The sequence below is a fragment of the Pseudomonas frederiksbergensis genome, assembly GCF_003732665.1.
GTDB classification, from domain to species: Bacteria; Pseudomonadota; Gammaproteobacteria; order Pseudomonadales; family Pseudomonadaceae; genus Aquipseudomonas; species Aquipseudomonas frederiksbergensis_G.
In genome coordinates, this window is record NZ_MOBP01000023.1 from 89,448 (window position 1) to 108,853 (window position 19,406).

The 19,406-nt window shown below is 58.8% G+C and carries 21 protein-coding genes and 1 other RNA gene; 15 read left to right on the forward strand and 7 right to left on the reverse strand.

Annotated features, from left to right (window positions below):
• Positions 1-117 precede the first annotated feature (117 nt).
• Together BK665_RS30110 and BK665_RS30115 are read left to right on the forward strand one after the other, a co-directional pair.
• Complete coding sequence (locus BK665_RS30110; protein WP_123410139.1) at positions 118-762, forward strand: MBL fold metallo-hydrolase; 645 nt, start codon at positions 118-120, stop codon at positions 760-762.
• A gap of 102 nt (positions 763-864) precedes the next feature.
• Positions 865-1,590, forward strand: a complete 726-nt coding sequence (locus tag BK665_RS30115) for a YiaD family glycine zipper/OmpA-like lipoprotein (RefSeq protein WP_123410140.1) — start codon at positions 865-867, stop codon at positions 1,588-1,590.
• Between the two features lie 228 nt (positions 1,591-1,818).
• Here the strand turns inward: BK665_RS30115 and BK665_RS30125 are convergent, their stop codons facing one another.
• Positions 1,819-2,253 (reverse strand): Z-ring associated ZapG family protein, encoded by a 435-nt coding sequence (locus BK665_RS30125; protein WP_123410141.1) that lies wholly within the window; start codon positions 2,251-2,253, stop codon positions 1,819-1,821.
• A 144-nt stretch (positions 2,254-2,397) separates the two neighbouring features.
• Here BK665_RS30125 and BK665_RS30130 point away from each other — a divergent pair, with 144 nt between their 5' ends.
• The 3 genes from BK665_RS30130 to zapE all read left to right on the forward strand — a co-directional run bounded on the left by BK665_RS30130 (position 2,398) and on the right by zapE (position 5,593).
• Positions 2,398-3,027: an alpha/beta hydrolase gene (locus tag BK665_RS30130; RefSeq protein WP_123410142.1), complete on the forward strand. Its 630-nt coding sequence runs from the start codon at positions 2,398-2,400 to the stop codon at positions 3,025-3,027.
• Positions 3,028-3,051: 24 nt separating this feature from the next.
• On the forward strand, positions 3,052-4,407 hold the full coding sequence (locus tag BK665_RS30135) for a tryptophan--tRNA ligase (RefSeq protein ID WP_123410143.1): 1,356 nt from the start codon (positions 3,052-3,054) through the stop codon (positions 4,405-4,407).
• Positions 4,408-4,498: 91 nt separating this feature from the next.
• Positions 4,499-5,593, forward strand: coding sequence for a cell division protein ZapE (gene zapE, locus BK665_RS30140; RefSeq protein WP_123410144.1), 1,095 nt, complete (start codon positions 4,499-4,501; stop codon positions 5,591-5,593).
• A 168-nt stretch (positions 5,594-5,761) separates the two neighbouring features.
• Here zapE and BK665_RS30145 read toward each other — a convergent pair whose 3' ends face one another.
• Positions 5,762-6,658: a GlxA family transcriptional regulator gene (locus BK665_RS30145; protein WP_185076691.1), complete on the reverse strand. Its 897-nt coding sequence runs from the start codon at positions 6,656-6,658 to the stop codon at positions 5,762-5,764.
• A 243-nt stretch (positions 6,659-6,901) separates the two neighbouring features.
• On the opposite strand from BK665_RS30145, the gene BK665_RS30150 reads away from it, so the two are divergent.
• The gene (locus BK665_RS30150; protein ID WP_123410146.1) at positions 6,902-8,038 is read left to right on the forward strand and encodes an acyl-CoA dehydrogenase family protein; all 1,137 of its coding nucleotides are present in this window, start codon (positions 6,902-6,904) and stop codon (positions 8,036-8,038) included.
• Between the two features lie 105 nt (positions 8,039-8,143).
• Here the strand turns inward: BK665_RS30150 and BK665_RS30155 are convergent, their stop codons facing one another.
• A complete protein-coding gene (locus tag BK665_RS30155) occupies positions 8,144-9,184 on the reverse strand; it encodes an NADP(H)-dependent aldo-keto reductase (RefSeq protein ID WP_123410147.1) in 1,041 nt (346 codons plus the stop codon).
• Positions 9,185-9,432: 248 nt separating this feature from the next.
• Here BK665_RS30155 and rplM point away from each other — a divergent pair, with 248 nt between their 5' ends.
• The 7 genes from rplM to BK665_RS30190 all read left to right on the forward strand — a co-directional run bounded on the left by rplM (position 9,433) and on the right by BK665_RS30190 (position 14,318).
• Positions 9,433-9,861 (forward strand): 50S ribosomal protein L13, encoded by a 429-nt coding sequence (gene rplM, locus BK665_RS30160; protein WP_092278175.1) that lies wholly within the window; start codon positions 9,433-9,435, stop codon positions 9,859-9,861.
• A gap of 14 nt (positions 9,862-9,875) precedes the next feature.
• Positions 9,876-10,268 carry a 30S ribosomal protein S9 gene (rpsI, locus tag BK665_RS30165; RefSeq protein WP_003216038.1) on the forward strand — a complete coding sequence of 131 codons (393 nt, stop codon included), beginning with the start codon at positions 9,876-9,878 and terminating at the stop codon, positions 10,266-10,268.
• 269 nt (positions 10,269-10,537) lie between these two features.
• On the forward strand, positions 10,538-11,131 hold the full coding sequence (gene petA / locus BK665_RS30170; RefSeq protein WP_054045584.1) for a ubiquinol-cytochrome c reductase iron-sulfur subunit: 594 nt from the start codon (positions 10,538-10,540) through the stop codon (positions 11,129-11,131).
• Positions 11,131-12,342 carry a cytochrome b gene (locus BK665_RS30175; protein WP_123410148.1) on the forward strand — a complete coding sequence of 404 codons (1,212 nt, stop codon included), beginning with the start codon at positions 11,131-11,133 and terminating at the stop codon, positions 12,340-12,342. Before petA ends, BK665_RS30175 begins: the two co-directional genes overlap by 1 nt.
• Positions 12,342-13,121, forward strand: coding sequence for a cytochrome c1 (locus tag BK665_RS30180; protein WP_123410149.1), 780 nt, complete (start codon positions 12,342-12,344; stop codon positions 13,119-13,121). Before BK665_RS30175 ends, BK665_RS30180 begins: the two co-directional genes overlap by 1 nt.
• Positions 13,122-13,270: 149 nt before the next feature.
• Positions 13,271-13,888, forward strand: a complete 618-nt coding sequence (locus BK665_RS30185; RefSeq protein WP_123410150.1) for a glutathione S-transferase N-terminal domain-containing protein — start codon at positions 13,271-13,273, stop codon at positions 13,886-13,888.
• Positions 13,889-13,904: 16 nt separating this feature from the next.
• Positions 13,905-14,318, forward strand: a complete 414-nt coding sequence (locus tag BK665_RS30190; RefSeq protein WP_123410151.1) for a ClpXP protease specificity-enhancing factor — start codon at positions 13,905-13,907, stop codon at positions 14,316-14,318.
• Positions 14,319-14,438: 120 nt separating this feature from the next.
• On the opposite strand, the gene BK665_RS30195 is transcribed toward BK665_RS30190, so the two are convergent.
• From BK665_RS30195 to BK665_RS30210, 4 genes are all read right to left on the reverse strand, one after another.
• Entirely contained in the window at positions 14,439-15,017 is a 579-nt protein-coding gene (locus BK665_RS30195) for a BON domain-containing protein (protein WP_123410152.1), read from the reverse strand.
• Entirely contained in the window at positions 15,014-15,607 is a 594-nt protein-coding gene (locus BK665_RS30200) for a phosphoheptose isomerase (protein ID WP_007904374.1), read from the reverse strand. Before BK665_RS30200 ends, BK665_RS30195 begins: the two co-directional genes overlap by 4 nt.
• A gap of 104 nt (positions 15,608-15,711) precedes the next feature.
• Positions 15,712-16,074, reverse strand: coding sequence for a YraN family protein (locus BK665_RS30205; RefSeq protein WP_123410153.1), 363 nt, complete (start codon positions 16,072-16,074; stop codon positions 15,712-15,714).
• Positions 16,074-17,885, reverse strand: coding sequence for a penicillin-binding protein activator (locus BK665_RS30210; RefSeq protein ID WP_123410154.1), 1,812 nt, complete (start codon positions 17,883-17,885; stop codon positions 16,074-16,076). Before BK665_RS30210 ends, BK665_RS30205 begins: the two co-directional genes overlap by 1 nt.
• A gap of 176 nt (positions 17,886-18,061) precedes the next feature.
• Here BK665_RS30210 and rsmI point away from each other — a divergent pair, with 176 nt between their 5' ends.
• A complete protein-coding gene (gene rsmI / locus BK665_RS30215; protein WP_185076684.1) occupies positions 18,062-18,967 on the forward strand; it encodes a 16S rRNA (cytidine(1402)-2'-O)-methyltransferase in 906 nt (301 codons plus the stop codon).
• Positions 18,968-19,042: 75 nt separating this feature from the next.
• An RNA gene (gene rnpB, locus BK665_RS30220) (RNase P RNA component class A) lies at positions 19,043-19,396 on the forward strand.
• The last annotated feature ends 10 nt before the right edge of the window (positions 19,397-19,406 follow it).

The following is a 19,406-nucleotide window of genomic DNA, read 5'->3' on the forward strand; positions in this document are numbered from 1 at the left end:
ATTATTTTCAATGATGGCGCCAAAAATCTGACTTAGTGATTTATCGCCCTGCTCTGACGAAACTTAAGAAAAAATCAAACTGGTATCCTGTTGGAATTCGACCCGACAGGAGTTCCCATGACAGTCCCCGTCTCACCATTCATCCGCGAAACCTTCCCCGTCGGCCCGCTCCAGTGCAACTGCACGATCATCGGCGACCCCGTCACCAAAAAAGCCATCGTGGTCGATCCGGGCGGCAATCACGAACTGATCCTTGCCCGCCTCGACGCCTTGGGCCTGAAAGTCGTCAGCATCATCCACACCCACGCGCACCTCGATCACTTCCTGGCCTCCGGTCAGTTGAAGGAGAAAACCGGCGCGACCCTGCACCTGCACAAAGAAGATCAATTCCTCTGGGACAACCTGGAGATGCAATGCCAGATGTTCGGCGTGCCGTACACGCCAGTGCCGTCGCCGGATCGCTGGTTGGCGGATGATGAAGAACTGGCCTGCGGCTGCGGCGTGGCGATTCATACGCCGGGGCATACGCCAGGTTCCATGAGCTTTTGGTTTTCAGAGGCTAAGCTGTTGATTGCCGGTGACACGCTATTCAAGCGCGGGGTAGGGCGCACGGACTTGTGGGGCGGCGATCAGGCGACCATCGTGCGATCGATCAAGCAGCGGCTGTATACACTCGACGAGGAAGCCATCGTGGTGACTGGGCATGGTCCGGACACGCGTCTGGGGGATGAAATGCGCGAGAACCCTTTTGTTCGGGCCTGAATTGTAACCAGTGGAATTTTTACTCGCGCCAATGATCCAACGCCCGCATGGGCCGATGCCTGGTTCCGTAGCATCACAGAATGTAAAACGTAGGAGCTCTTCATGTTCACCAAGCAGCGTTTGATTATTGTCGCAACGGCTGTGGCCTTGTTGTCCGGCTGTGCTTCGCCCAATCCGTATGACAATCAGGGACAAGCCGACGGCGGCTCCCAAGGCGTGAGCAAAACCGCCAAGTACGGTGGCCTCGGCGCCCTCGCCGGTGCGTTGGCCGGTGCCGCCATCGACCATAACAACCGTGGCAAGGGCGCGCTGATTGGCGCCGCCGTGGTGGGGGCTTCTGCCGCCGGTTACGGTTACTACGCCGACCAGCAAGAGAAAAAGCTGCGGGCCAGCATGGCCAATACCGGGGTTGAAGTGCAGCGCCAGGGCGATCAAATCAAATTGATCATGCCGGGTAACATCACCTTCGCGACCGATTCGGCGAACATCGCTTCCAGCTTCTACCAGCCGCTGAATAACCTGGCAGGCTCGCTCAAGGAATTCAGCCAGAACCAGATCGAGATCGTCGGCTACACCGACAGCACCGGCAGCCGCCAGCACAACATGGACCTGTCCCAGCGTCGCGCCCAGAGCGTGGCGACTTACCTGACCTCCCAAGGCGTGAGCGGTGCCAACCTGTCGGCACGCGGTGCCGGGCCGGATAACCCGATTGCCAGCAACGGCGATGTCAATGGCCGGGCGCAGAACCGTCGGGTCGAGGTGAATTTGAAAGCGATTCCGGGGCAGCAGTATCAGCAGCAGGGGCAGCCTGTTCAGCAGTATCAGTAAGCTCCAGATGTAAAAGAGCCGCCCGATTCATAGTTGATCGGGCGGCTTTTTTGTGTCGCCTTTGCTGGCCTCTTCGCGAGCAAGCCCGCTCCCACATTTGGAATGCGTTCCCCCTGTGGGAGCGGGCTTGCTCGCGAAGGGGCCCTAACACGCAACACAAACACCCAGCCACAAAAAAGCCCCCGGACAATCACTCATCCGGGGGCTTTTGCGTAGCGCGGAACCTGATTACTTCTTCAGGCCGTAATGCTCATCAAGCATGCCCGGCGCGTTCGGAGCTTTGGGCGCGTAGTCGCGAGGCGGCTCCTGATTGCGCGGCGGCGTCAGGCGTTCCCGTGGTGCCACGGCGGCGTCGGCGTGCAGGGCAGCCAGCAGGCGTTGGCGAGTCTGCTCGTCCAGGGCCAGGCGGTTGGCACCCTCGGCGAGATGATCCTGCACGTCCTGATAGCTGGCGGTCAGTTTCTTGACCAGGCTGGCCGTGCTGTTGAAGTGGGTCACCACCTCGTTCTGATAACTGTCGAAACGTTCCTGAATGTCATCCAACTGACGTTGCGTGCTGCTAGGAGCGGCATTCGGCACCAGGCGAGCGATCAGGAAACCAACGGCGACACCCACAACCAGGGCAAGAGTCGGCAACAACCAAACTAAGAGCGAGTGTTCCACGAGTCCTTCCTCTATAAACGGCTTTGCTTTACGTTAACGGCTCGAACCTGCGCTGTATACCGCGATTCACTCGCAATAGATTGGCACAGACAATTTGCTAGACGAGTCGACCCGATTCGAGGTCACGGAGTTCCTTCCTTGCTTATGCGCGAAACCCCTGTAGTGATTGATGGCCCGGTTGGTCAACTGGAAGCTCTCTATCTTGATAACGAGCAGCCTCGCGGCCTGGCGCTGATCTGCCATCCAAACCCGGTGCAGGGCGGCACCATGCTCAATAAAGTCGTGTCGACCTTGCAGCGCACGGCTCGCGATGCCGGTTTGATTACCTTGCGGTTCAATTACCGTGGCGTCGGCACCAGCGCAGGCACCCATGACATGGGCACCGGCGAAGTCGACGATGCTCAAGCGGTTGCCGAATGGCTGCGGGCCAAACACCCGGAGTTGCCGCTGACGCTGTTCGGTTTCTCTTTCGGCGGTTTTGTTGCAGCCAGTCTCGGCGGACGCCTTGAAGCGCAGGGCGAACAACTGAAACATCTGTTCATGGTTGCGCCAGCCGTTATGCGCCTGGGCGATCAGGATCAACTGCCACAACACGGCGCGCTGACCCTGATCCAGCCGGAAACTGATGAAGTCATCGATCCGCAGCTTGTCTACGAATGGTCCGACAAACTCGATCGCCCCCATGAGCTGCTGAAAGTGGCAGAATGCGGACACTTTTTTCATGGCAAGCTGACCGATCTCAAGGATCTGATCCTGCCGCGTCTTTCGAATTGATTGCAGTCTGACAAGCGATTACCCATGACGACTCGTACCCGTATCCTCACCGGCATCACCACCACCGGCACGCCGCACCTGGGCAACTACGCCGGCGCCATTCGCCCGGCGATCCTGGCCAGCCGCGACAGCAATGCCGATTCGTTCTATTTCCTGGCCGACTATCACGCCCTGATCAAATGCGATGACCCGCTGCGCATCCAGCGCTCGCGTCTGGAAATCGCCGCGACCTGGCTGGCCGGTGGACTCGACGTCGACCGCGTGACCTTCTATCGCCAGTCCGACATTCCGGAAATCCCCGAGCTGACCTGGCTGCTGACCTGCGTCGCCGCCAAGGGCCTGCTCAACCGTGCCCACGCCTACAAGGCCTCGGTGGACAAGAACGTCGAGACCGGCGAAGACCCGGACGCCGGCATCACCATGGGCTTGTACAGCTACCCGGTGCTGATGGCCGCCGACATCCTGATGTTCAACGCCCACAAGGTGCCGGTCGGTCGTGACCAGATCCAGCACGTGGAAATGGCTCGCGACATCGGCCAGCGTTTCAACCATTTGTTCGGTCAGGGCAAAGAGTTCTTCACCATGCCGGAGGCGCTGATCGAAGAAAGCGTCGCAACGCTGCCGGGCCTAGACGGTCGCAAGATGTCGAAGAGCTACGACAACACCATTCCGTTGTTCAGCAGCGCCAAAGAGATGAAGGACGCGATTTCGCGGATCGTCACCGACTCCCGTGCGCCAGGCGAAGCCAAGGATCCGGACAACTCGCATCTGTTTACCTTGTTCCAGGCCTTCGCCACGCCGGCGCAGTCCGACGAATTCCGCAGCGAGTTGTTGCAGGGCCTGGGTTGGGGCGAGGCGAAGAATCGTCTGTTCCAACTGCTGGACAGCGAACTGGGCGAGTCCCGCGAGCGCTATCACCAGTTGATCGAACGTCCGGCAGACCTGGAAGACATGCTGCAACTCGGCGCCAAAAAGGCCCGCTCCGTGGCGACCCCGTTCCTGCATGAACTGCGCGAAGCGGTCGGCCTGCGTTCCTTTGTCGCCCAGACTCAGGTTGCAGCGACGACCAAGAAGAAAGCCGCCAAAGCTGCGCGTTTCGTCAGTTTCCGTGAAGACGACGGCAGTTTCCGCTTCCGTCTGCTGGCGGCGGATGGCGAGCAATTGCTGCTGTCGCGTAACTTCGCCGACGGTAAAACCGCCGGTCAGGTGACCAAGCAACTGCAAGCGGGCCAGCCTCTGGACGTGCGCAGTGAAGACTTGAGCTTCAGCGTCTGGCTGGAAGGCGAGTGCGTTGGCGACAGCCCGGCCTTCGCTGACAGTGCTGCTCGCGACGTCGCCATCGACGCCTTGCGTGTGGCCCTGACGCCGGTTCAGGAATAAATCAGCGGCTCGGCCCGACCAAGGGCTGATTGCCATTCTGACGGGCCGTCGCTACAGTGGCGGCCCGTTTTTGTTGCCTTGCTAACGAATTATGACGCCCCTAGAACGATATCAAGCTGATCTGAAACGCCCGGAATTCTTCCATGACGCCGCCCAGGAAACTGCGGTGCGTCATTTGCAGCGCCTGTACGACGATCTGGTCGCGGCCTCGCAGAGCAAGCCGGGCCTGTTCGGCAAACTGTTTGGCAAGAAAGACCAGGCGCCGGTCAAGGGTCTGTACTTCTGGGGCGGCGTTGGCCGTGGCAAGACCTACCTGGTCGACACCTTCTTCGAAGCCCTGCCGTTCAAGGAAAAGGTCCGCACTCACTTCCACCGCTTCATGAAGCGCGTGCACGAAGAGATGAAGACCCTGGGCGGCGAGAAAAACCCGCTGACCATCATCGCCAAGCGTTTCTCCGACGAAGCCCGGGTGATCTGTTTCGATGAGTTCTTCGTTTCGGATATCACCGACGCGATGATCCTCGGCACGCTGATGGAAGAGCTGTTCAAGAACGGCGTGACCCTGGTCGCGACCTCGAACATCGTGCCGGACGGCCTGTACAAGGACGGCCTGCAACGTGCGCGCTTCCTGCCGGCCATTGCACTGATCAAGCAGAACACCGACATCGTCAACGTCGACAGCGGCGTCGATTACCGTCTGCGTCACCTTGAGCAAGCGGAACTGTTCCACTTCCCGCTGGACGAAGCGTCCCAGGAAAGCCTGCGAAAAAGCTTCCGCGCCCTGACGCCGGAATGCACTGCCGCCACCGAAAACGACGTGCTGATGATCGAAAACCGCGAAATCCGTGCCTTGCGCACCTGCGATGACGTGGCCTGGTTCGACTTCCGCGAACTGTGCGATGGCCCGCGCAGCCAGAACGATTACATCGAACTGGGCAAGATCTTCCACGCCGTGCTGCTCAGCGGTGTCGAGCAGATGAGCGTCACCACCGACGACATCGCCCGACGCTTTATCAACATGGTCGACGAGTTCTACGACCGGAACGTGAAGCTGATCATTTCTGCCGAAGTCGAGCTCAAGGATTTGTACACCGGTGGTCGCTTGAACTTTGAATTCCAGCGCACGTTGAGTCGTTTGCTGGAAATGCAGTCGCATGAATTCCTGTCTCGGGCGCATAAGCCGTAGGATTTTTCGGAAAATAAAAAAGGCCTGCAAATGCAGGCCTTTTTTGTGCGCGGCCCAAACCCTGTGGGAGCGGGCTTGCTCGCGAAAGCGGAGTGTCAGTCGACATCGATGTTGAATGTCAGTCCGCATTCGCGAGCAAGCCCGCTCCCACATTGGGTTTGTGTTGTATCAGGCAGCCTGCTGAAACTGCTGCCGATACTGGTTCGGCGACAATTCGGTGTGCTGGCGGAACAGCCGCGCAAAGAAGCTCGCATCGTCGTAACCGACCTCATAACTGATGGTCTTGATGCTCTTGCGGCTGCCGGACAACAAGCCCTTGGCGGTTTCGATACGCAGGCGTTGCAGGTAATGCAGCGGCTTGTCGCCGGTGGCGGTCTGGAAGCGGCGCATAAAGTTGCGGATGCTCATGCCATGCTCCCGCGCCACATCTTCGAAGCGGAATTTGTCGGCGAAATGTTCTTCGAGCCAGTGCTGGATCTGCAGGATGATCACGTCCTGGTGCAGCTTCTGCCCGCCAAAACCAATCCGCCCCGGCGCATAGCTGCGCTGCACTTCATACAGAATGTCCCGGGCCACGGCCTGGGCCACGTTGGCGCCACAGAAGCGTTCGATCAGGTAGATATAGAGGTCGCACGCCGAAGTGGTGCCGCCGGCGCAATACAGGTTATCGGCGTCGGTCAGGTGCTTGTCCTGATTGAGGTGGACCCGTGGGAAGCGCTCCGCAAACGCGGTGAAGAAACGCCAGTAGGTGGTCGCTTCCTTGCCATCGAGCAGCCCCGCTTCCGCCAGCCAGAACACGCCGGTGGCTTCTGCGCACAGTACGGCGCCGCGAGCGTGTTGTTCGCGCAGCCACGGCAGGACCTGTGGATAACGTTTGCAGAGTGTTTCGAAATCGTCCCAGAAGGCCGGGAGGATGATGATGTCAGCGTTTTCCAGGCCGCCGTCTACCGGCATGATCACATCGCTGAAGCTGTTCACCGGTTTGCCGTCGGGGCTGACCAGCCGGGTTTCGAACGCCGGTGTCAGGCCGTGGCCCAGTTGTTTGCCGTAGCGCAGGCTGGCCAGGTGGAAGAAATCCTTGGCTTGCATGAGGGTGGATGCGAAAACCCGGTCGATAGCCAGGATGCTGACGCGCCGCAAGGGCGTGGAGACTTGGTTAGACATAATTCAACTTTATTCTTATAGGGGAAAGTGGTCACCAGACGGCTGGATCGTCTTATTTTTTGTCTGATGTGTCCAGTGTCCTGTATCGCGAGCGCGGCTTAGGCTCTGAAGGTCAATCCTTCCAACAATAACGACAGGTGCCCCATGATTCCCAGAACCTTGTTCAGTTCCGAGCACGAACTTTTTCGCGACAGCGTGCGAACGTTCCTCGAAAAAGAGGCCGTGCCGTTCCATGGGCAATGGGAAAAACAAGGCTACATCGACCGCAAACTCTGGAACAAGGCGGGGGAGGCGGGGATGCTCTGTTCGCACCTGCCGGAGGAATATGGCGGGCTGGGGGCGGACTTTCTCTACAGCGCGGTGGTGATCGAAGAGGTCGGTCGCCTGGGCCTGACCGGGATCGGTTTCTCGCTGCATTCGGACATCGTCGCGCCGTACATCCTGCATTACGGCAGTGAAGCGTTGAAGCACAAGTACCTGCCGAAACTGGTGTCGGGAGAAATGGTCACGGCCATCGCCATGACCGAGCCGGGCGCCGGTTCCGACCTGCAAGGGGTGAAGACCACGGCGGTGCTGGACGGTGACGAGTACGTGATCAACGGCTCGAAAACCTTCATCACCAACGGTTTTCTCGCAGACCTTGTGATCGTCGTCGCCAAGACCGATCCCAAGGCGGGCGCGAAGGGCACCAGCCTGTTTCTGGTGGAAGCCAATACGCCGGGCTTCGCCAAGGGCAAGCGCCTGGAAAAAGTCGGAATGAAGGCTCAGGACACGTCGGAATTGTTCTTCCAGGACGTACGAGTGCCGAAGGAAAACCTCTTGGGTCAGGCCGGGATGGGCTTCGCCTACCTGATGCAGGAATTGCCACAAGAGCGTCTTACGGTTGCTGTCGGCGGGCTGGCTTCGGCCGAAGCGGCGCTGCAATGGACCCTGGATTACACCCGCGACCGCAAGGCCTTTGGCAAGGCGATTGCGGATTTTCAGAACACACGCTTCAAACTGGCGGAGATGGCCACCGAGATCCAGATTGGCCGGGTGTTCGTCGATAAGTGCCTGGAACTGCACCTGCAAGGCAAGCTCGATGTGCCGACGGCGGCGATGGCGAAATACTGGGGCACCGACCTGCAATGCAAGGTGCTCGACGAGTGCGTGCAACTGCATGGCGGTTACGGGTTCATGTGGGAATACCCAGTGGCGAGGGCGTGGGCGGATGCGCGGGTGCAGCGGATCTATGCGGGGACCAATGAAATCATGAAGGAGATTATTGCGCGGTCGCTTTGAAGATTTGGTGAATTCGAGATCGCCTTCGCGAGCAAGCCCGTTCCCACATTGAAATGCGATCAAATGTGGGAGCGGGCTTGCTCGCGAAGGCTTTTCAGCTATCGATCAGGGCGCCGGATTCGGGTGATCCTTGTGAATCGCCTCGATCCCTGCCAGTACTTCGTCGGAAAGCTTCAGCTCGAAACTCGCAATGTTGCTGTCCAGTTGCTCCAGCGTCGTCGCGCCGATGATGTTGCTGGTCACGAACGGCTGCTGCGTTACGAAAGCCAATGCCATCTGCGCCGGGTCCAGGCCGTGCTCTCGGGCCAGTGCGACATAACGGCTGCACGCTGCCTCCGACTGCGGGTTGAAATAGCGGCTGAAGCGGCTGTAGAGGCTCAGACGGCCTTTCGGCGGGCGCGCCCCACCTTCGTACTTGCCCGACAGGAAACCGAACGCCAGGGGCGAATAGGCCAGCAGGCCGCACTGTTCGCGAATGGCGATTTCCGCCAGGCCGACTTCAAAGCTGCGGTTGAGCAGGTTGTAGGGGTTCTGGATCGACACGGCACGCGGCCAGCCACGGGCTTCGGCCAGGGCCAGAAAACGCATGGTGCCCCACGGGGTTTCGTTGGACAGACCGATGTGGCGGATCTTGCCGGCCTTGACCTGCTCGTCCAACGCTTCGAGGGTGTCTTCCAGCGGTGTCAGGTTGGCTTCGATCTTGTGCTTGTAGCCCAATTGGCCGAAGAAATTGGTGCTGCGTTCCGGCCAGTGCAGTTGATAGAGGTCGATGTAGTCGGTCTGCAAGCGCTTGAGGCTGGCGTCCACGGCTTCGGTGATGTGCTGGCGGTTATGGCGCAGGTTTTTGTCGCGGATGTAGTCGATGGTGTTGCCCGGACCGGCGATCTTGCTGGCCAGGATCCAGTCGGCACGATCGCCGCGACTCTTGAAGTAATTGCCGATGTAGCGCTCGGTGGTGGCGTAGGTGTCGGCCTTGGGAGGCACCGGGTACATTTCGGCGGTATCGATGAAATTGATCCCGGCGCTCTTGGCCCGTTCAATCTGGGCGAAGGCCTCTGCCTCGCTGTTTTGCTCGCCCCAGGTCATGGTTCCGAGGCAGATTGCACTCACGTTCAGATCGGTTCGGCCTAGCTGTCGATAATCCATCGGGTGCTCCTTGGGCAAAACAATCATAAAAGCAGGTTGAATATTTTTTCGCAATCTGCATAATTGCCCACCTCTTTATGCAGTGGAAGTGATGCGCCGCCTGCGGAAGAGATCTTGCCGTTGAACGGACGCGCCGACCCGAGCCCCCGATAGCGTCTGTATCCGGCTGCCTTTGACTTGTCAAAGCACGCACTATTCAGTAAGATCCGCCGTCTAATTTACAGGGCGGCCCCTGAGGCTATTAAAGAATGACAACTTTTACTGCAAAACCAGAAACAGTTGTGCGCGACTGGTTTGTCGTCGACGCCGCTGGTCAGACCCTGGGTCGTCTGGCTACCGAAATCGCGAGCCGTCTGCGTGGCAAGCATAAAGCTGAGTACACTCCTCACGTTGACACCGGCGATTACATCGTCGTTATCAATGCCGAGCAGGTTCGTGTAACCGGTGCTAAAACCACCGACAAAATCTACTACTCCCACTCCGGTTTCCCGGGTGGCATCAAGTCGATCAGTTTCGAAAAACTGATCGCCAAGAAGCCTGAATCCCCGATCGAGATCGCGGTTAAAGGTATGCTGCCGAAGGGCCCACTGGGTCGCGACATGTATCGCAAGCTGAAAGTCTATGCGGGCGCTGCTCACCCTCATGCTGCTCAGCAGCCCCAAGAACTGAAGTTTTAACGGAATAGTTCATTATGTCGGCGACTCAAAATTACGGCACTGGCCGTCGCAAGACCGCAACCGCACGCGTTTTCCTGCGTCCGGGTACTGGTAACATCTCCATCAACAACCGCACCCTGGAAAATTTCTTCGGCCGCGAAACTGCCCGCATGGTAGTTCGTCAGCCGCTGGAACTGACTGAGACTGTCGAGAAGTTCGACATCTACGTCACCGTGATCGGTGGTGGTGTAAGTGGTCAAGCTGGCGCAATCCGCCACGGTATCACTCGCGCACTGATGCAGTACGACGAAACCCTGCGTGGCGCTCTGCGCAAAGCTGGCTTCGTTACTCGCGATGCTCGTGAAGTTGAACGTAAGAAAGTTGGCCTGCGTAAAGCGCGTAAGCGTCCGCAGTACTCGAAGCGTTAATTCGCTTCCACGTTCAAAAAAGAACGCCCAGCCTCCTCACGGAGCTGGGCGTTTTTTTATGCGTGCGATTTCTCAAAGAATTGCGCTGTGACAACTTGCCACAGCCGTAGAGCCCCTATACTGCAAGGCTTGGCAGTGGAGCCCTTGGGTAATTACCTTGTCAGAATTGGGGCTTTTCATTACCATTCGGCAAAATTTTTATAAGTACATAGATTTAACTTAGTAGATGCCTGATTTAACAGGCCACAAAGCTGATGGGAGAGGACTGAATGAGCAATGACGGCGTGAATGCAGGCCGGCGTCGCTTCTTGGTAGCAGCCACATCCGTGGTGGGTGCTGCAGGAGCGGTGGGGGCTGCGGTCCCGTTCGTGGGGTCATGGTTTCCCAGTGCCAAGGCGAAAGCCGCAGGTGCACCGGTGAAAGTGAATGTCAGCAAAATCGAGCCAGGCCAGCAGATGATTGCTGAGTGGCGCGGCCAGCCAGTATTCATTGTCCGCCGAACCGCGGAAATCCTGGGGAATCTGAAGAAGATCGAGGGCCAGCTGTCTGACCCGACCTCCAAGAACTCGACACAACCGACCTACGTTGATCCAGAAACGCGTTCGATCAAGCCAGAGGTTCTGCTGCTGATCGGTATCTGCACACACCTGGGTTGCTCACCGACCTTCCGCCCTGAAGTGGCACCTGCTGATCTGGGCAAAGACTGGGTTGGGGGCTATTTCTGCCCTTGCCACGGTTCCCACTACGATCTGGCTGGCCGCGTCTACAAGTCGCAACCCGCGCCTTTGAACCTGCCAGTTCCCCCGCATTCCTATGAGACCGATGAGATTATTGTCATTGGCGTCGATACGGAGAAAGCGTGATGAGCAAGTTCATGGATTGGGTTGATGCCCGCTTCCCCGCGACCAAAATGTGGGAAGACCATCTCAGCAAGTATTACGCCCCGAAGAACTTCAACTTCTTCTATTTCTTTGGTTCCCTCGCACTGCTCGTTCTGGTCAACCAGATCGTTACCGGTGTCTGGCTGACCATGAGCTACACCCCGTCGGCGGAAGAGGCGTTTGCCTCCGTCGAATACATCATGCGCGACGTCGAGTACGGCTCGATCCTGCGTCTGCTGCACTCCACCGGCGCTTCGGCGTTCTTCATCGTGGTCTATCTGCACATGTTCCGTGGCTTGCTCTACGGTTCGTACCAGAAGCCCCGTGAGCTGGTGTGGGTCTTCGGCATGCTGATCTACCTGGCGCTGATGGCTGAAGCCTTCATGGGTTACCTGCTGCCGTGGGGCCAGATGTCCTACTGGGGTGCCCAGGTGATCATCTCGCTGTTCGGTGCGATCCCGGTCATCGGTAACGACCTGACCCAGTGGATCCGTGGTGACTACCTGATTTCCGGTATCACCCTGAACCGCTTCTTCGCCCTGCACGTCGTGGCGCTGCCAATCGTTATCCTCGGCCTGGTGGTGTTGCACGTCCTGGCGTTGCACGAAGTCGGTTCGAACAACCCGGATGGCGTGGACATCAAGAAACATAAAGACGAAAACGGCGTACCGCTGGATGGCATTGCCTTCCACCCGTACTACACCGTGAAAGATATCGTCGGCGTAGTGGTGTTCCTGTTCATCTTCTGTTCGATCGTATTCTTCTTCCCGGAAATGGGCGGTTACTTCCTCGAGAAGCCGAACTTTGAAGTGGCGAACGCCTTCAAGACCCCAGAGCACATTGCTCCGGTCTGGTACTTCACACCGTTCTACGCCATCTTGCGGGCCATTCCGGACAAGCTCATGGGCGTTATCGCCATGGGGGCCTCGATTGCCATGCTGTTCGTCCTTCCGTGGCTCGACCGTAGCCCGGTCAAGTCCATGCGCTACAAAGGCTGGCTGAGCAGGATCTGGCTGTGGGTGTTCTGCATCTGTTTCGTGATCCTCGGCATCCTGGGCGTATTGGCCCCGACTCCCGAGCGTACGCTGGTGTCGCAGATTTGCACCTTCCTGTACTTCGCCTACTTCATTCTGATGCCGTTCTACACCAGGCTCGAGAAGACCAAACCGGTTCCGGAAAGGGTGACTGGCTGATGAAAAAGCTATTTGCTGTATTGATTCTCGCTGCTTTGCCTGTGTTCTCCTTCGCGGCCGAACATGGTCCGGAGCTGGAAAGTGTCGATATCGACGTTTCCGATAAAGCGGCCATGCAGGATGGCGCACGTACGTTCGCCAACTATTGCATGGGTTGCCACAGCGCCAAGTTCCAGCGCTATGAGCGTGTTGCCGACGATCTGGGGATTCCCCACGACCTGATGCTGAAAAACCTGGTGTTCACCGGCGCCAAGATCGGCGACCACATGAGCATCGGCATGCAGCCGGCAGACGCCAAGACCTGGTTTGGTGCTGCACCGCCGGACCTGACCCTGGTGGCGCGTGTACGAGGCACCGACTGGCTCTACGGTTATCTGCGTTCGTTCTATGAAGATCCGGCGCGTCCTTGGGGTGTGAACAACAAGGTGTTCCCGAACGTCGGCATGCCTAACGTGCTGGTCGGCCTGCAAGGTCGCCAGGTGGTTGGTTGCAAGCAGGTTCAAATCGTCGAAGACGGCAAGAAGCAATATGATCCGCTGACTGGTACGCCGTTGACTCATGAAGCGTGCGATCAGCTGACCATCGTGCCGAAAAGCGGTGCTCTGAACGAAGAGCAGTTCGATGAGAAGGTCAAGAATCTGGTAACCTTCCTCGCTTACTCGGCTAACCCGGTTAAGCTGCAGCATCAGCGCATCGGTACGTACGTTCTCTTGTACCTCGCGTTCTTCTTCGTATTCGCTTACTTGCTCAAGCGCGAATACTGGAAAGATGTGCACTGATAAAGCTTCAAGCAATTGCTGTTAATCGCGCGCGCCCAAGGGCGCCTCTGAAAGTGTAACGAGTCTGCATGCCAGACGTTACGGGAGGCGCCCTCTGGGCGCGCTCGTTTTTCCGCTTACGATAATTTCTACAAGCGAGGAGGACCGCCATGGGCGTGACCAATCGGTTGGCCTGTTACTCCGACCCCGCCGACCACTATTCCCACCGAGTACGCATCGTACTTGCAGAGAAGGGTGTCAGCGCCGAGATCATTTATGTGGAAGCTGGTCGCCAGCCGCCTAAACTGATCGAAGTGAACCCTTACGGCAGCTTGCCCACCCTGGTCGATCGTGACCTGGCGTTGTGGGAGTCGACCGTGGTGATGGAATATCTGGATGAGCGTTACCCGCACCCGCCTTTACTGCCGGTTTATCCCGTGGCGCGTGCAAACAGCCGTCTGCTGATTCATCGTATTCAGCGTGACTGGTGTGGCCTGGTGGATCTGATTCTGGATTCCAAGTCCAAGGAAGCAGCCCGCGTCGTGGCTCGTAAAGAGCTGCGCGAGAGCCTGACTGGCGTGTCGCCGTTGTTCGCCGACAAGCCGTTTTTCCTCAGCGAGGAACAAAGTCTGGTGGATTGCTGCCTATTGCCAATACTCTGGCGATTGCCGATTCTGGGTATTGAACTGCCGCGGCCTGCCAAGCCGCTGCTTGATTACATGGAGCGCTCTTTTGCGCGTGAGGCTTTCCAGGCGAGTCTGTCTGGCGTCGAACGCGATATGCGCTAAGGCTTAAGGAGCCGCTATGAACTCCAGTCGACCTTATCTGGTCCGCGCGCTCTACGAGTGGATTGTTGATAACGATTGCACCCCGCACATGCTGGTCAATTCTGAATATCCGTCGGTGCAGGTGCCTCAAGGTTTCGCCAGTGATGGACAAATTGTCCTGAACGTTTCACCGGCTGCCGTGCGTCACTTGCACATGGACAACGAAGCGGTCAGCTTCGAGGGGCGCTTCGGTGGCGTGCCGCACACCCTGTTCGTGCCTATCGCTTCGATCCTGGGTATTTACGCCCGGGAGAACGGTCAGGGCATGGTGTTCGATCTGGAATCGCCTCTGGAAGACGATGAAGAGATCGAGCCGGATGATGATGTCCCGCCACCCGACAACGAACCGCCGCGTCCCAGCGGTCGACCGAGTTTGAAGGTGGTGAAGTAATAAAAAAGGCGATCCGAATGGATCGCCTTTTTTATTACTTCTGTAGGAGCCAGGCTTGCCGGCGAAGGCGGTCTTGAAGACGCCTTCGCCGGCAAGCCTGGCTCCTACAGGAGTGGTTTGTCAGTCGATGTACTCAAACAACTTCACGATCTTCTGCACCCCGGAAACGCTCTGCACCAGGTTGGTGGCTTGAGCGGCTTCCTGCTTGGTCAGCAGGCCGAGCAAATAGACGATGCCATTCTCGGTGACGACTTTGATGCGCGAGCCCGGGATGTTCGGGTCGGTGAGCATCTGGGTCTTGATCTTGGAGGTCAGCCAGGTGTCGTTCTGGCGGGCCAGGAAGCCGGAGGGTGGCAACACTTGCAGTTCGTTATGAACCTTCTTCACGCGCTGGACCGCGGAAGCGGCCTGTTCGGCCTTGGCCTTGAGGTCGGCGGTGGGTGTTTGTCCGGCCAGCAGCACGACGCCGTTGAAGCTGGTGACGACGATGTGCGAGTCGTTATCCAGCGCCGGATCGGCCTTGGCGACGTTGACGCCGACCTTGGTGTCGATCAGGGAGTCGTCGATTTTGCTGCCGAAGGTGCGTGTGCCGCGGTCATCTTCAATCGGTGCTTCGCGGCTGGCTTTAACCACCGAGGTGCAGCCGCTGATGCCGAGGCACAGGGTCAAGGCCAGAAGGCCTAGGCGATTAGGGGTCATTCTTCACTCCCGAACAGTTGGCTGTCGATCAAGTCGCAAAGGCAATGGATCGCCAGCAGGTGGACTTCCTGAATACGTGCGGTGACATTGGCCGGTACGCGAATCTCGACGTCTTCAGGCAAAAGCAGCGACGCCATGCCGCCGCCATCGCGACCGGTCAATGCTACGACAATCATTTCGCGATCATGTGCGGCCTGGATCGCTTGAATAATGTTCGCCGAATTGCCGCTGGTGGAAATGGCCAGCAATACATCGCCCGGCTGACCAAGGGCGCGGATCTGTTTGGAAAAGATTTCGTTGTAGCTGTAGTCGTTGGCGATCGAGGTGATCGTCGAGCTGTCGGTAGTCAGCGCAATCGCTGGCAGGCTCGGGCGCTCGCGCTCGAAGCGGTTGAGCAGCTCCGACGAAAAGTGCTGGGCGTCACCGGCGGAGCCGCCGTTGCCGCAGGAAAGCATTTTGCCCTCGTTGAGCAGGGCGTTGACCATCACCTGGCTGGCTTGCTCGATGTGCGGTGCAAGTACGTCCATCGCCTGTTGCTTGGTGTCGATACTGGCCTGAAAAAGCTGGCGAATTCGGGATTGCATGTCCATCTGTGTGACCTTAATTAGCGCGGCTACTTGGCACATGAATGTGCAGCCCGCAAAGCAAAGAGCAAAAGTGTTGGGTAAAGGTGTCCGATTCGGGGTGCAAGCGATCAGCTGTCGAAGGCATTCTGCAACCAGTTCAACTGATCCAGGTTGCTGTCGATGGCAACCACGTCGAAACGGCAAGGGGAATTGGCCCAACGCGACTCGCGCTGAAGAAAATACTGCGCGGCGAAAATCAGTTTCTGCCGTTTGCGCCCATCGATGCTATCGAGTGCGCCACCCCATTGAGTGTTTTTTCTGTAGCGGACTTCGACGAATACTACTGTATCGCCATCAAGCATGACCAGATCAAGCTCGCCGCGTTTACACAACCAGTTCTGCGCCAGCAGGCGCAGACCCTGTTGTTGTAGATGCTCGAGCGCGTGGCGCTCGGCATCCTGACCGCTTTGCTGGCGTGACCTGTCGGGCATCAGCGCGGGGTGTCCGGCAGGCGCTGGACCTGGCCGTTGACGAACTGTGCCCACGGCAACTGGCGAACCACCCGTTGGTTCTGGGTCATGCCGAGGCTGCCCGATTGACCTTCGATGCGGCTGTCCGGCAAGGCCTTGAGTTGCCCAAGGCGTGGTGCGAGGCGATAAGCGTCAACACCCATCGCGAACAGGCGACCGAGGCTGCCACCGGCCTGTGGCCATTGTGCAGTGACCTGTTTGCGCAGCGGGTCGTTGGCATCCAGCAGCCACGGAGTTTCGCAGAAGCGCACACCGTTCATGTCGTTGTACTGGTTCACGTCGCCGCTGGCACTGAACACGTGGGACGTGGCGTAGACCGGCACATCACCCGCGTATTGGAAGTTCAGGGTCGGCTTGATCTGTTGCGCCTGTTGAGGCGTGGCCGCGAGGAAGATGAACTCGATGTCCTGGCGGCGGGAAGGCTGGGCGGCGACTTGCGAGCCAACGGTGCTCTGCAAACTCTTGGCGCGGCCTTCGCTCTGGCGCAGCTGGAACATATCGGCAATTTGCTGCGCCAATTGTACCGGCTGATCTACCCGCTCGACGGCGACGATGCTGCCACCGTTGGCCTGCCAGTCCTGGCTGAAAGCCTTCAGGACGCGGTCGCCCCATTCACCTTTCGGCACCATGGCGGCGGCGCGATGCAGGCCGTCGGCGCGAGCGCGGCGGGACACTTCGCGGGCTTCGTCTTCGGCAGCAAGGCCGAACTGGAACAACTGGGCCGGACCTTGTTCGCCTTCGCTGTAGTTAAGCGCCAGGGTGGTGATCGGCAGTTGCGGGCGGGAGCTGAGCTGTTTGACCAGCGGCTTCTCCAGCGGACCAACGACCAGTTGCACACCGTCGGCCTGGGCCTTGCGGTAGAACTCGTCCATCGAGGTCAGCTTCGAGCTGTCGTAGAACGCGACGGCAGGAGGCTTCTGCCCGGCTTGTTGGGCCTGGTAGTGAGCGGCCATGAAGCCGTCACGCAAGGCCTTGCCGACCGATGCCAACGGGCCGTCCTGTGGCAGCAACAGCGCGATTTTGCCCAGGGGCTGGCTGGCCAGTTCCTTGAGTTTGGTCAGTGGCAGTGGCAATTGAAGCGCGGCCGGGTGCTTTGGATTCTGTGCGCGCCAGTTGTCGATCGCGGCTTGCTGCTGTTCCAGGGTGCCGGCGGTTTTCACCGCCAGGGCCAGGCTCATCCAGCCGCCGAGGTCGTCGGTGGTGGTCGGCTGCAATTGATCGGTCGGCAGCGAGGCAATCAGGATCCAGATCGCTTCGTGGTTTTTTGCGGCGGCCTCGCCTTCGAGCATCGGCGCAATAAAGATGCGCTCCCGTGCGGCGGCCAGGGTCTGGCCATCGGCTTCAAGGGCGCGGGCGTGGACGGTGCCGGTGCGAACCTGTTGCTCGACGGGCAGCTCGCCCAGGCGTTGCAGGCTCGGATGGCTCAATGCGGTCAGCGCCGCTTTAGGCTGGTTGCGCACCATGGCCAGTTCAGCCGCCAGCGTGCTGGCGAAGACCTGTTGGCCAGGCTTGAGTTGTTCCATCGGCACCTGTTGCAGGATCTGCGCGGACTGGCCGGCATTGCCTTGACGGTAAGCCAGGTCTGCCGCGCTCAGGCGCAACAGTGCAGCTTCCTCCGGCGTTTTGCTCTGGGCAGCCTTTTCGAGCAGTTGCTCGATACTGGCATCCGGGGTCCGTGGAAGTTCGCCAAGGCTGGAGGAGGGCGAGCTGGCGCAAGCCGCCAGCAAGGCAGCGAGGCAGAGGGCAGTGAACAGCCGCAGGCAAGCGATCATGTAGTGTTCCTGATACTCGATCAAATTAGCGTGGAATTGTACCCAAGCACTGGCCGGGGCGCGATGTTACTGGCGTGAATCGATCAATTTAGCTCGTGTAAATGTTGCAGCACTGCACAAAGGTCCGCAAAACCAGGGATGGCTCCCGGGTATCGCAAGTGTCACTACGCGCTACAATGGCGACTTTTACCGATCATGAGGTGTGCGCTTTGACTGCTCCAGGTGCTTTGAATTCCGCTGCTGGCTCGCTTTATGTGGTGGCGACGCCCATCGGCAACCTGGACGACATCAGTGCTCGTGCGCTGAAGATCCTGCGCGAGGTGGCATTGATCGCCGCCGAAGACACCCGTCACTCCCAGCGCTTGATGCAGCATTTCGGCATTCCGACACCGCTGGCGGCTTGCCATGAGCACAACGAACGGGATGAAGGTAGCCGCTTTATCACGCGCCTGCTGGCTGGCGACGACGTGGCGCTGATTTCCGATGCCGGGACGCCGCTGATTTCCGATCCGGGTTATCACTTGGTGCGTCAGGCGCGAGCGGCGGGGATCAATGTGGTGCCGGTTCCGGGGGCCTGTGCCCTGATTGCCGCGCTGTCGGCGGCCGGCCTGCCGTCTGATCGCTTCATCTTCGAAGGCTTCCTGCCGGCCAAGGCTGTCGGGCGTCGGGCGCGACTGGAGTTGGTGAAGGAAGAGCCGCGCACGCTGATTTTCTATGAAGCCCCGCACCGCATTCTTGAATGCCTGCAAGACATGGAGCTGGTGTTCGGTGGCGAGCGCCAGGCCTTGCTGGCCCGGGAAATCACCAAGACCTTCGAAACCCTCAAGGGCTTGCCACTCGCCGAGCTGCGGGAGTTTGTCGAGTCCGACAGCAATCAGCAGCGCGGTGAATGCGTGGTGCTGGTCGCGGGTTGGTCGGCGCCGGAGACGGAAGACGCGGTCAGCAGTGAAGCCATGCGCATCCTCAATCTGTTGCTCGAAGAAATGCCGCTCAAGCGTGCCGCAGCCCTGGCGGCGCAAATTACCGGCGAGCGCAAGAATGTGCTGTATCAAGTCGCCCTGGATCAGCAGAAGGGCGAGTAAAACCCGACGCGCAGGAGTGGCCAAAGGCGTTTAGCGCTTGTTCTTCGGCCGCTCTGCCGTTAACCTTCGCGCCGGAGAGTCGATTGGACAGTCGCTGCCCTCTATGAAAATTAGGGGGGGGAGGAAAGTCCGGGCTCCATAGGGCGAAGTGCCAGGTAATGCCTGGGAGGCGTGAGCCTACGGAAAGTGCCACAGAAAATAACCGCCTAAGCGCTTCGGCGCCGGTAAGGGTGAAAAGGTGCGGTAAGAGCGCACCGCACGTCTGGCAACAGTTCGTGGCTAGGTAAACCCCACTTGGAGCAAGACCAAATAGGGTCCCAAGGCGTGGCCCGCGCTGGGACCGGGTAGGTTGCTAAAGATGTCCAGTGATGGCCATCGTAGACGAATGACTGTTCAAGACAGAACCCGGCTTACAGATCGACTCTCCACCTTTTTCTTT

What these genes read in the sequence shown, in the direction of transcription:
- BK665_RS30205 (WP_123410153.1), bottom strand. Translation starts at nt 16,074, where the DNA reads ATGCCCGACAGGTCACGCCAGCAAAGCGGTCAGGATGCCGAGCGCCAC.
- BK665_RS30195 (WP_123410152.1), bottom strand. Translation starts at nt 15,017, where the DNA reads ATGACCCCTAATCGCCTAGGCCTTCTGGCCTTGACCCTGTGCCTCGGC.
- BK665_RS30200 (WP_007904374.1), bottom strand. Translation starts at nt 15,607, where the DNA reads ATGGACATGCAATCCCGAATTCGCCAGCTTTTTCAGGCCAGTATCGAC.
- rsmI (WP_185076684.1), top strand. Translation starts at nt 18,062, where the DNA reads ATGGCGACTTTTACCGATCATGAGGTGTGCGCTTTGACTGCTCCAGGT.
- BK665_RS30130 (WP_123410142.1), top strand. Translation starts at nt 2,398, where the DNA reads ATGCGCGAAACCCCTGTAGTGATTGATGGCCCGGTTGGTCAACTGGAA.
- BK665_RS30110 (WP_123410139.1), top strand. Translation starts at nt 118, where the DNA reads ATGACAGTCCCCGTCTCACCATTCATCCGCGAAACCTTCCCCGTCGGC.
- BK665_RS30180 (WP_123410149.1), top strand. Translation starts at nt 12,342, where the DNA reads ATGAAAAAGCTATTTGCTGTATTGATTCTCGCTGCTTTGCCTGTGTTC.
- BK665_RS30150 (WP_123410146.1), top strand. Translation starts at nt 6,902, where the DNA reads ATGATTCCCAGAACCTTGTTCAGTTCCGAGCACGAACTTTTTCGCGAC.
- BK665_RS30210 (WP_123410154.1), bottom strand. Translation starts at nt 17,885, where the DNA reads ATGATCGCTTGCCTGCGGCTGTTCACTGCCCTCTGCCTCGCTGCCTTG.
- rplM (WP_092278175.1), top strand. Translation starts at nt 9,433, where the DNA reads ATGACAACTTTTACTGCAAAACCAGAAACAGTTGTGCGCGACTGGTTT.
- rpsI (WP_003216038.1), top strand. Translation starts at nt 9,876, where the DNA reads ATGTCGGCGACTCAAAATTACGGCACTGGCCGTCGCAAGACCGCAACC.
- BK665_RS30115 (WP_123410140.1), top strand. Translation starts at nt 865, where the DNA reads ATGTTCACCAAGCAGCGTTTGATTATTGTCGCAACGGCTGTGGCCTTG.
- BK665_RS30155 (WP_123410147.1), bottom strand. Translation starts at nt 9,184, where the DNA reads ATGGATTATCGACAGCTAGGCCGAACCGATCTGAACGTGAGTGCAATC.
- BK665_RS30185 (WP_123410150.1), top strand. Translation starts at nt 13,271, where the DNA reads ATGGGCGTGACCAATCGGTTGGCCTGTTACTCCGACCCCGCCGACCAC.
- petA (WP_054045584.1), top strand. Translation starts at nt 10,538, where the DNA reads ATGAGCAATGACGGCGTGAATGCAGGCCGGCGTCGCTTCTTGGTAGCA.
- BK665_RS30190 (WP_123410151.1), top strand. Translation starts at nt 13,905, where the DNA reads ATGAACTCCAGTCGACCTTATCTGGTCCGCGCGCTCTACGAGTGGATT.
- zapE (WP_123410144.1), top strand. Translation starts at nt 4,499, where the DNA reads ATGACGCCCCTAGAACGATATCAAGCTGATCTGAAACGCCCGGAATTC.
- BK665_RS30135 (WP_123410143.1), top strand. Translation starts at nt 3,052, where the DNA reads ATGACGACTCGTACCCGTATCCTCACCGGCATCACCACCACCGGCACG.
- BK665_RS30175 (WP_123410148.1), top strand. Translation starts at nt 11,131, where the DNA reads ATGAGCAAGTTCATGGATTGGGTTGATGCCCGCTTCCCCGCGACCAAA.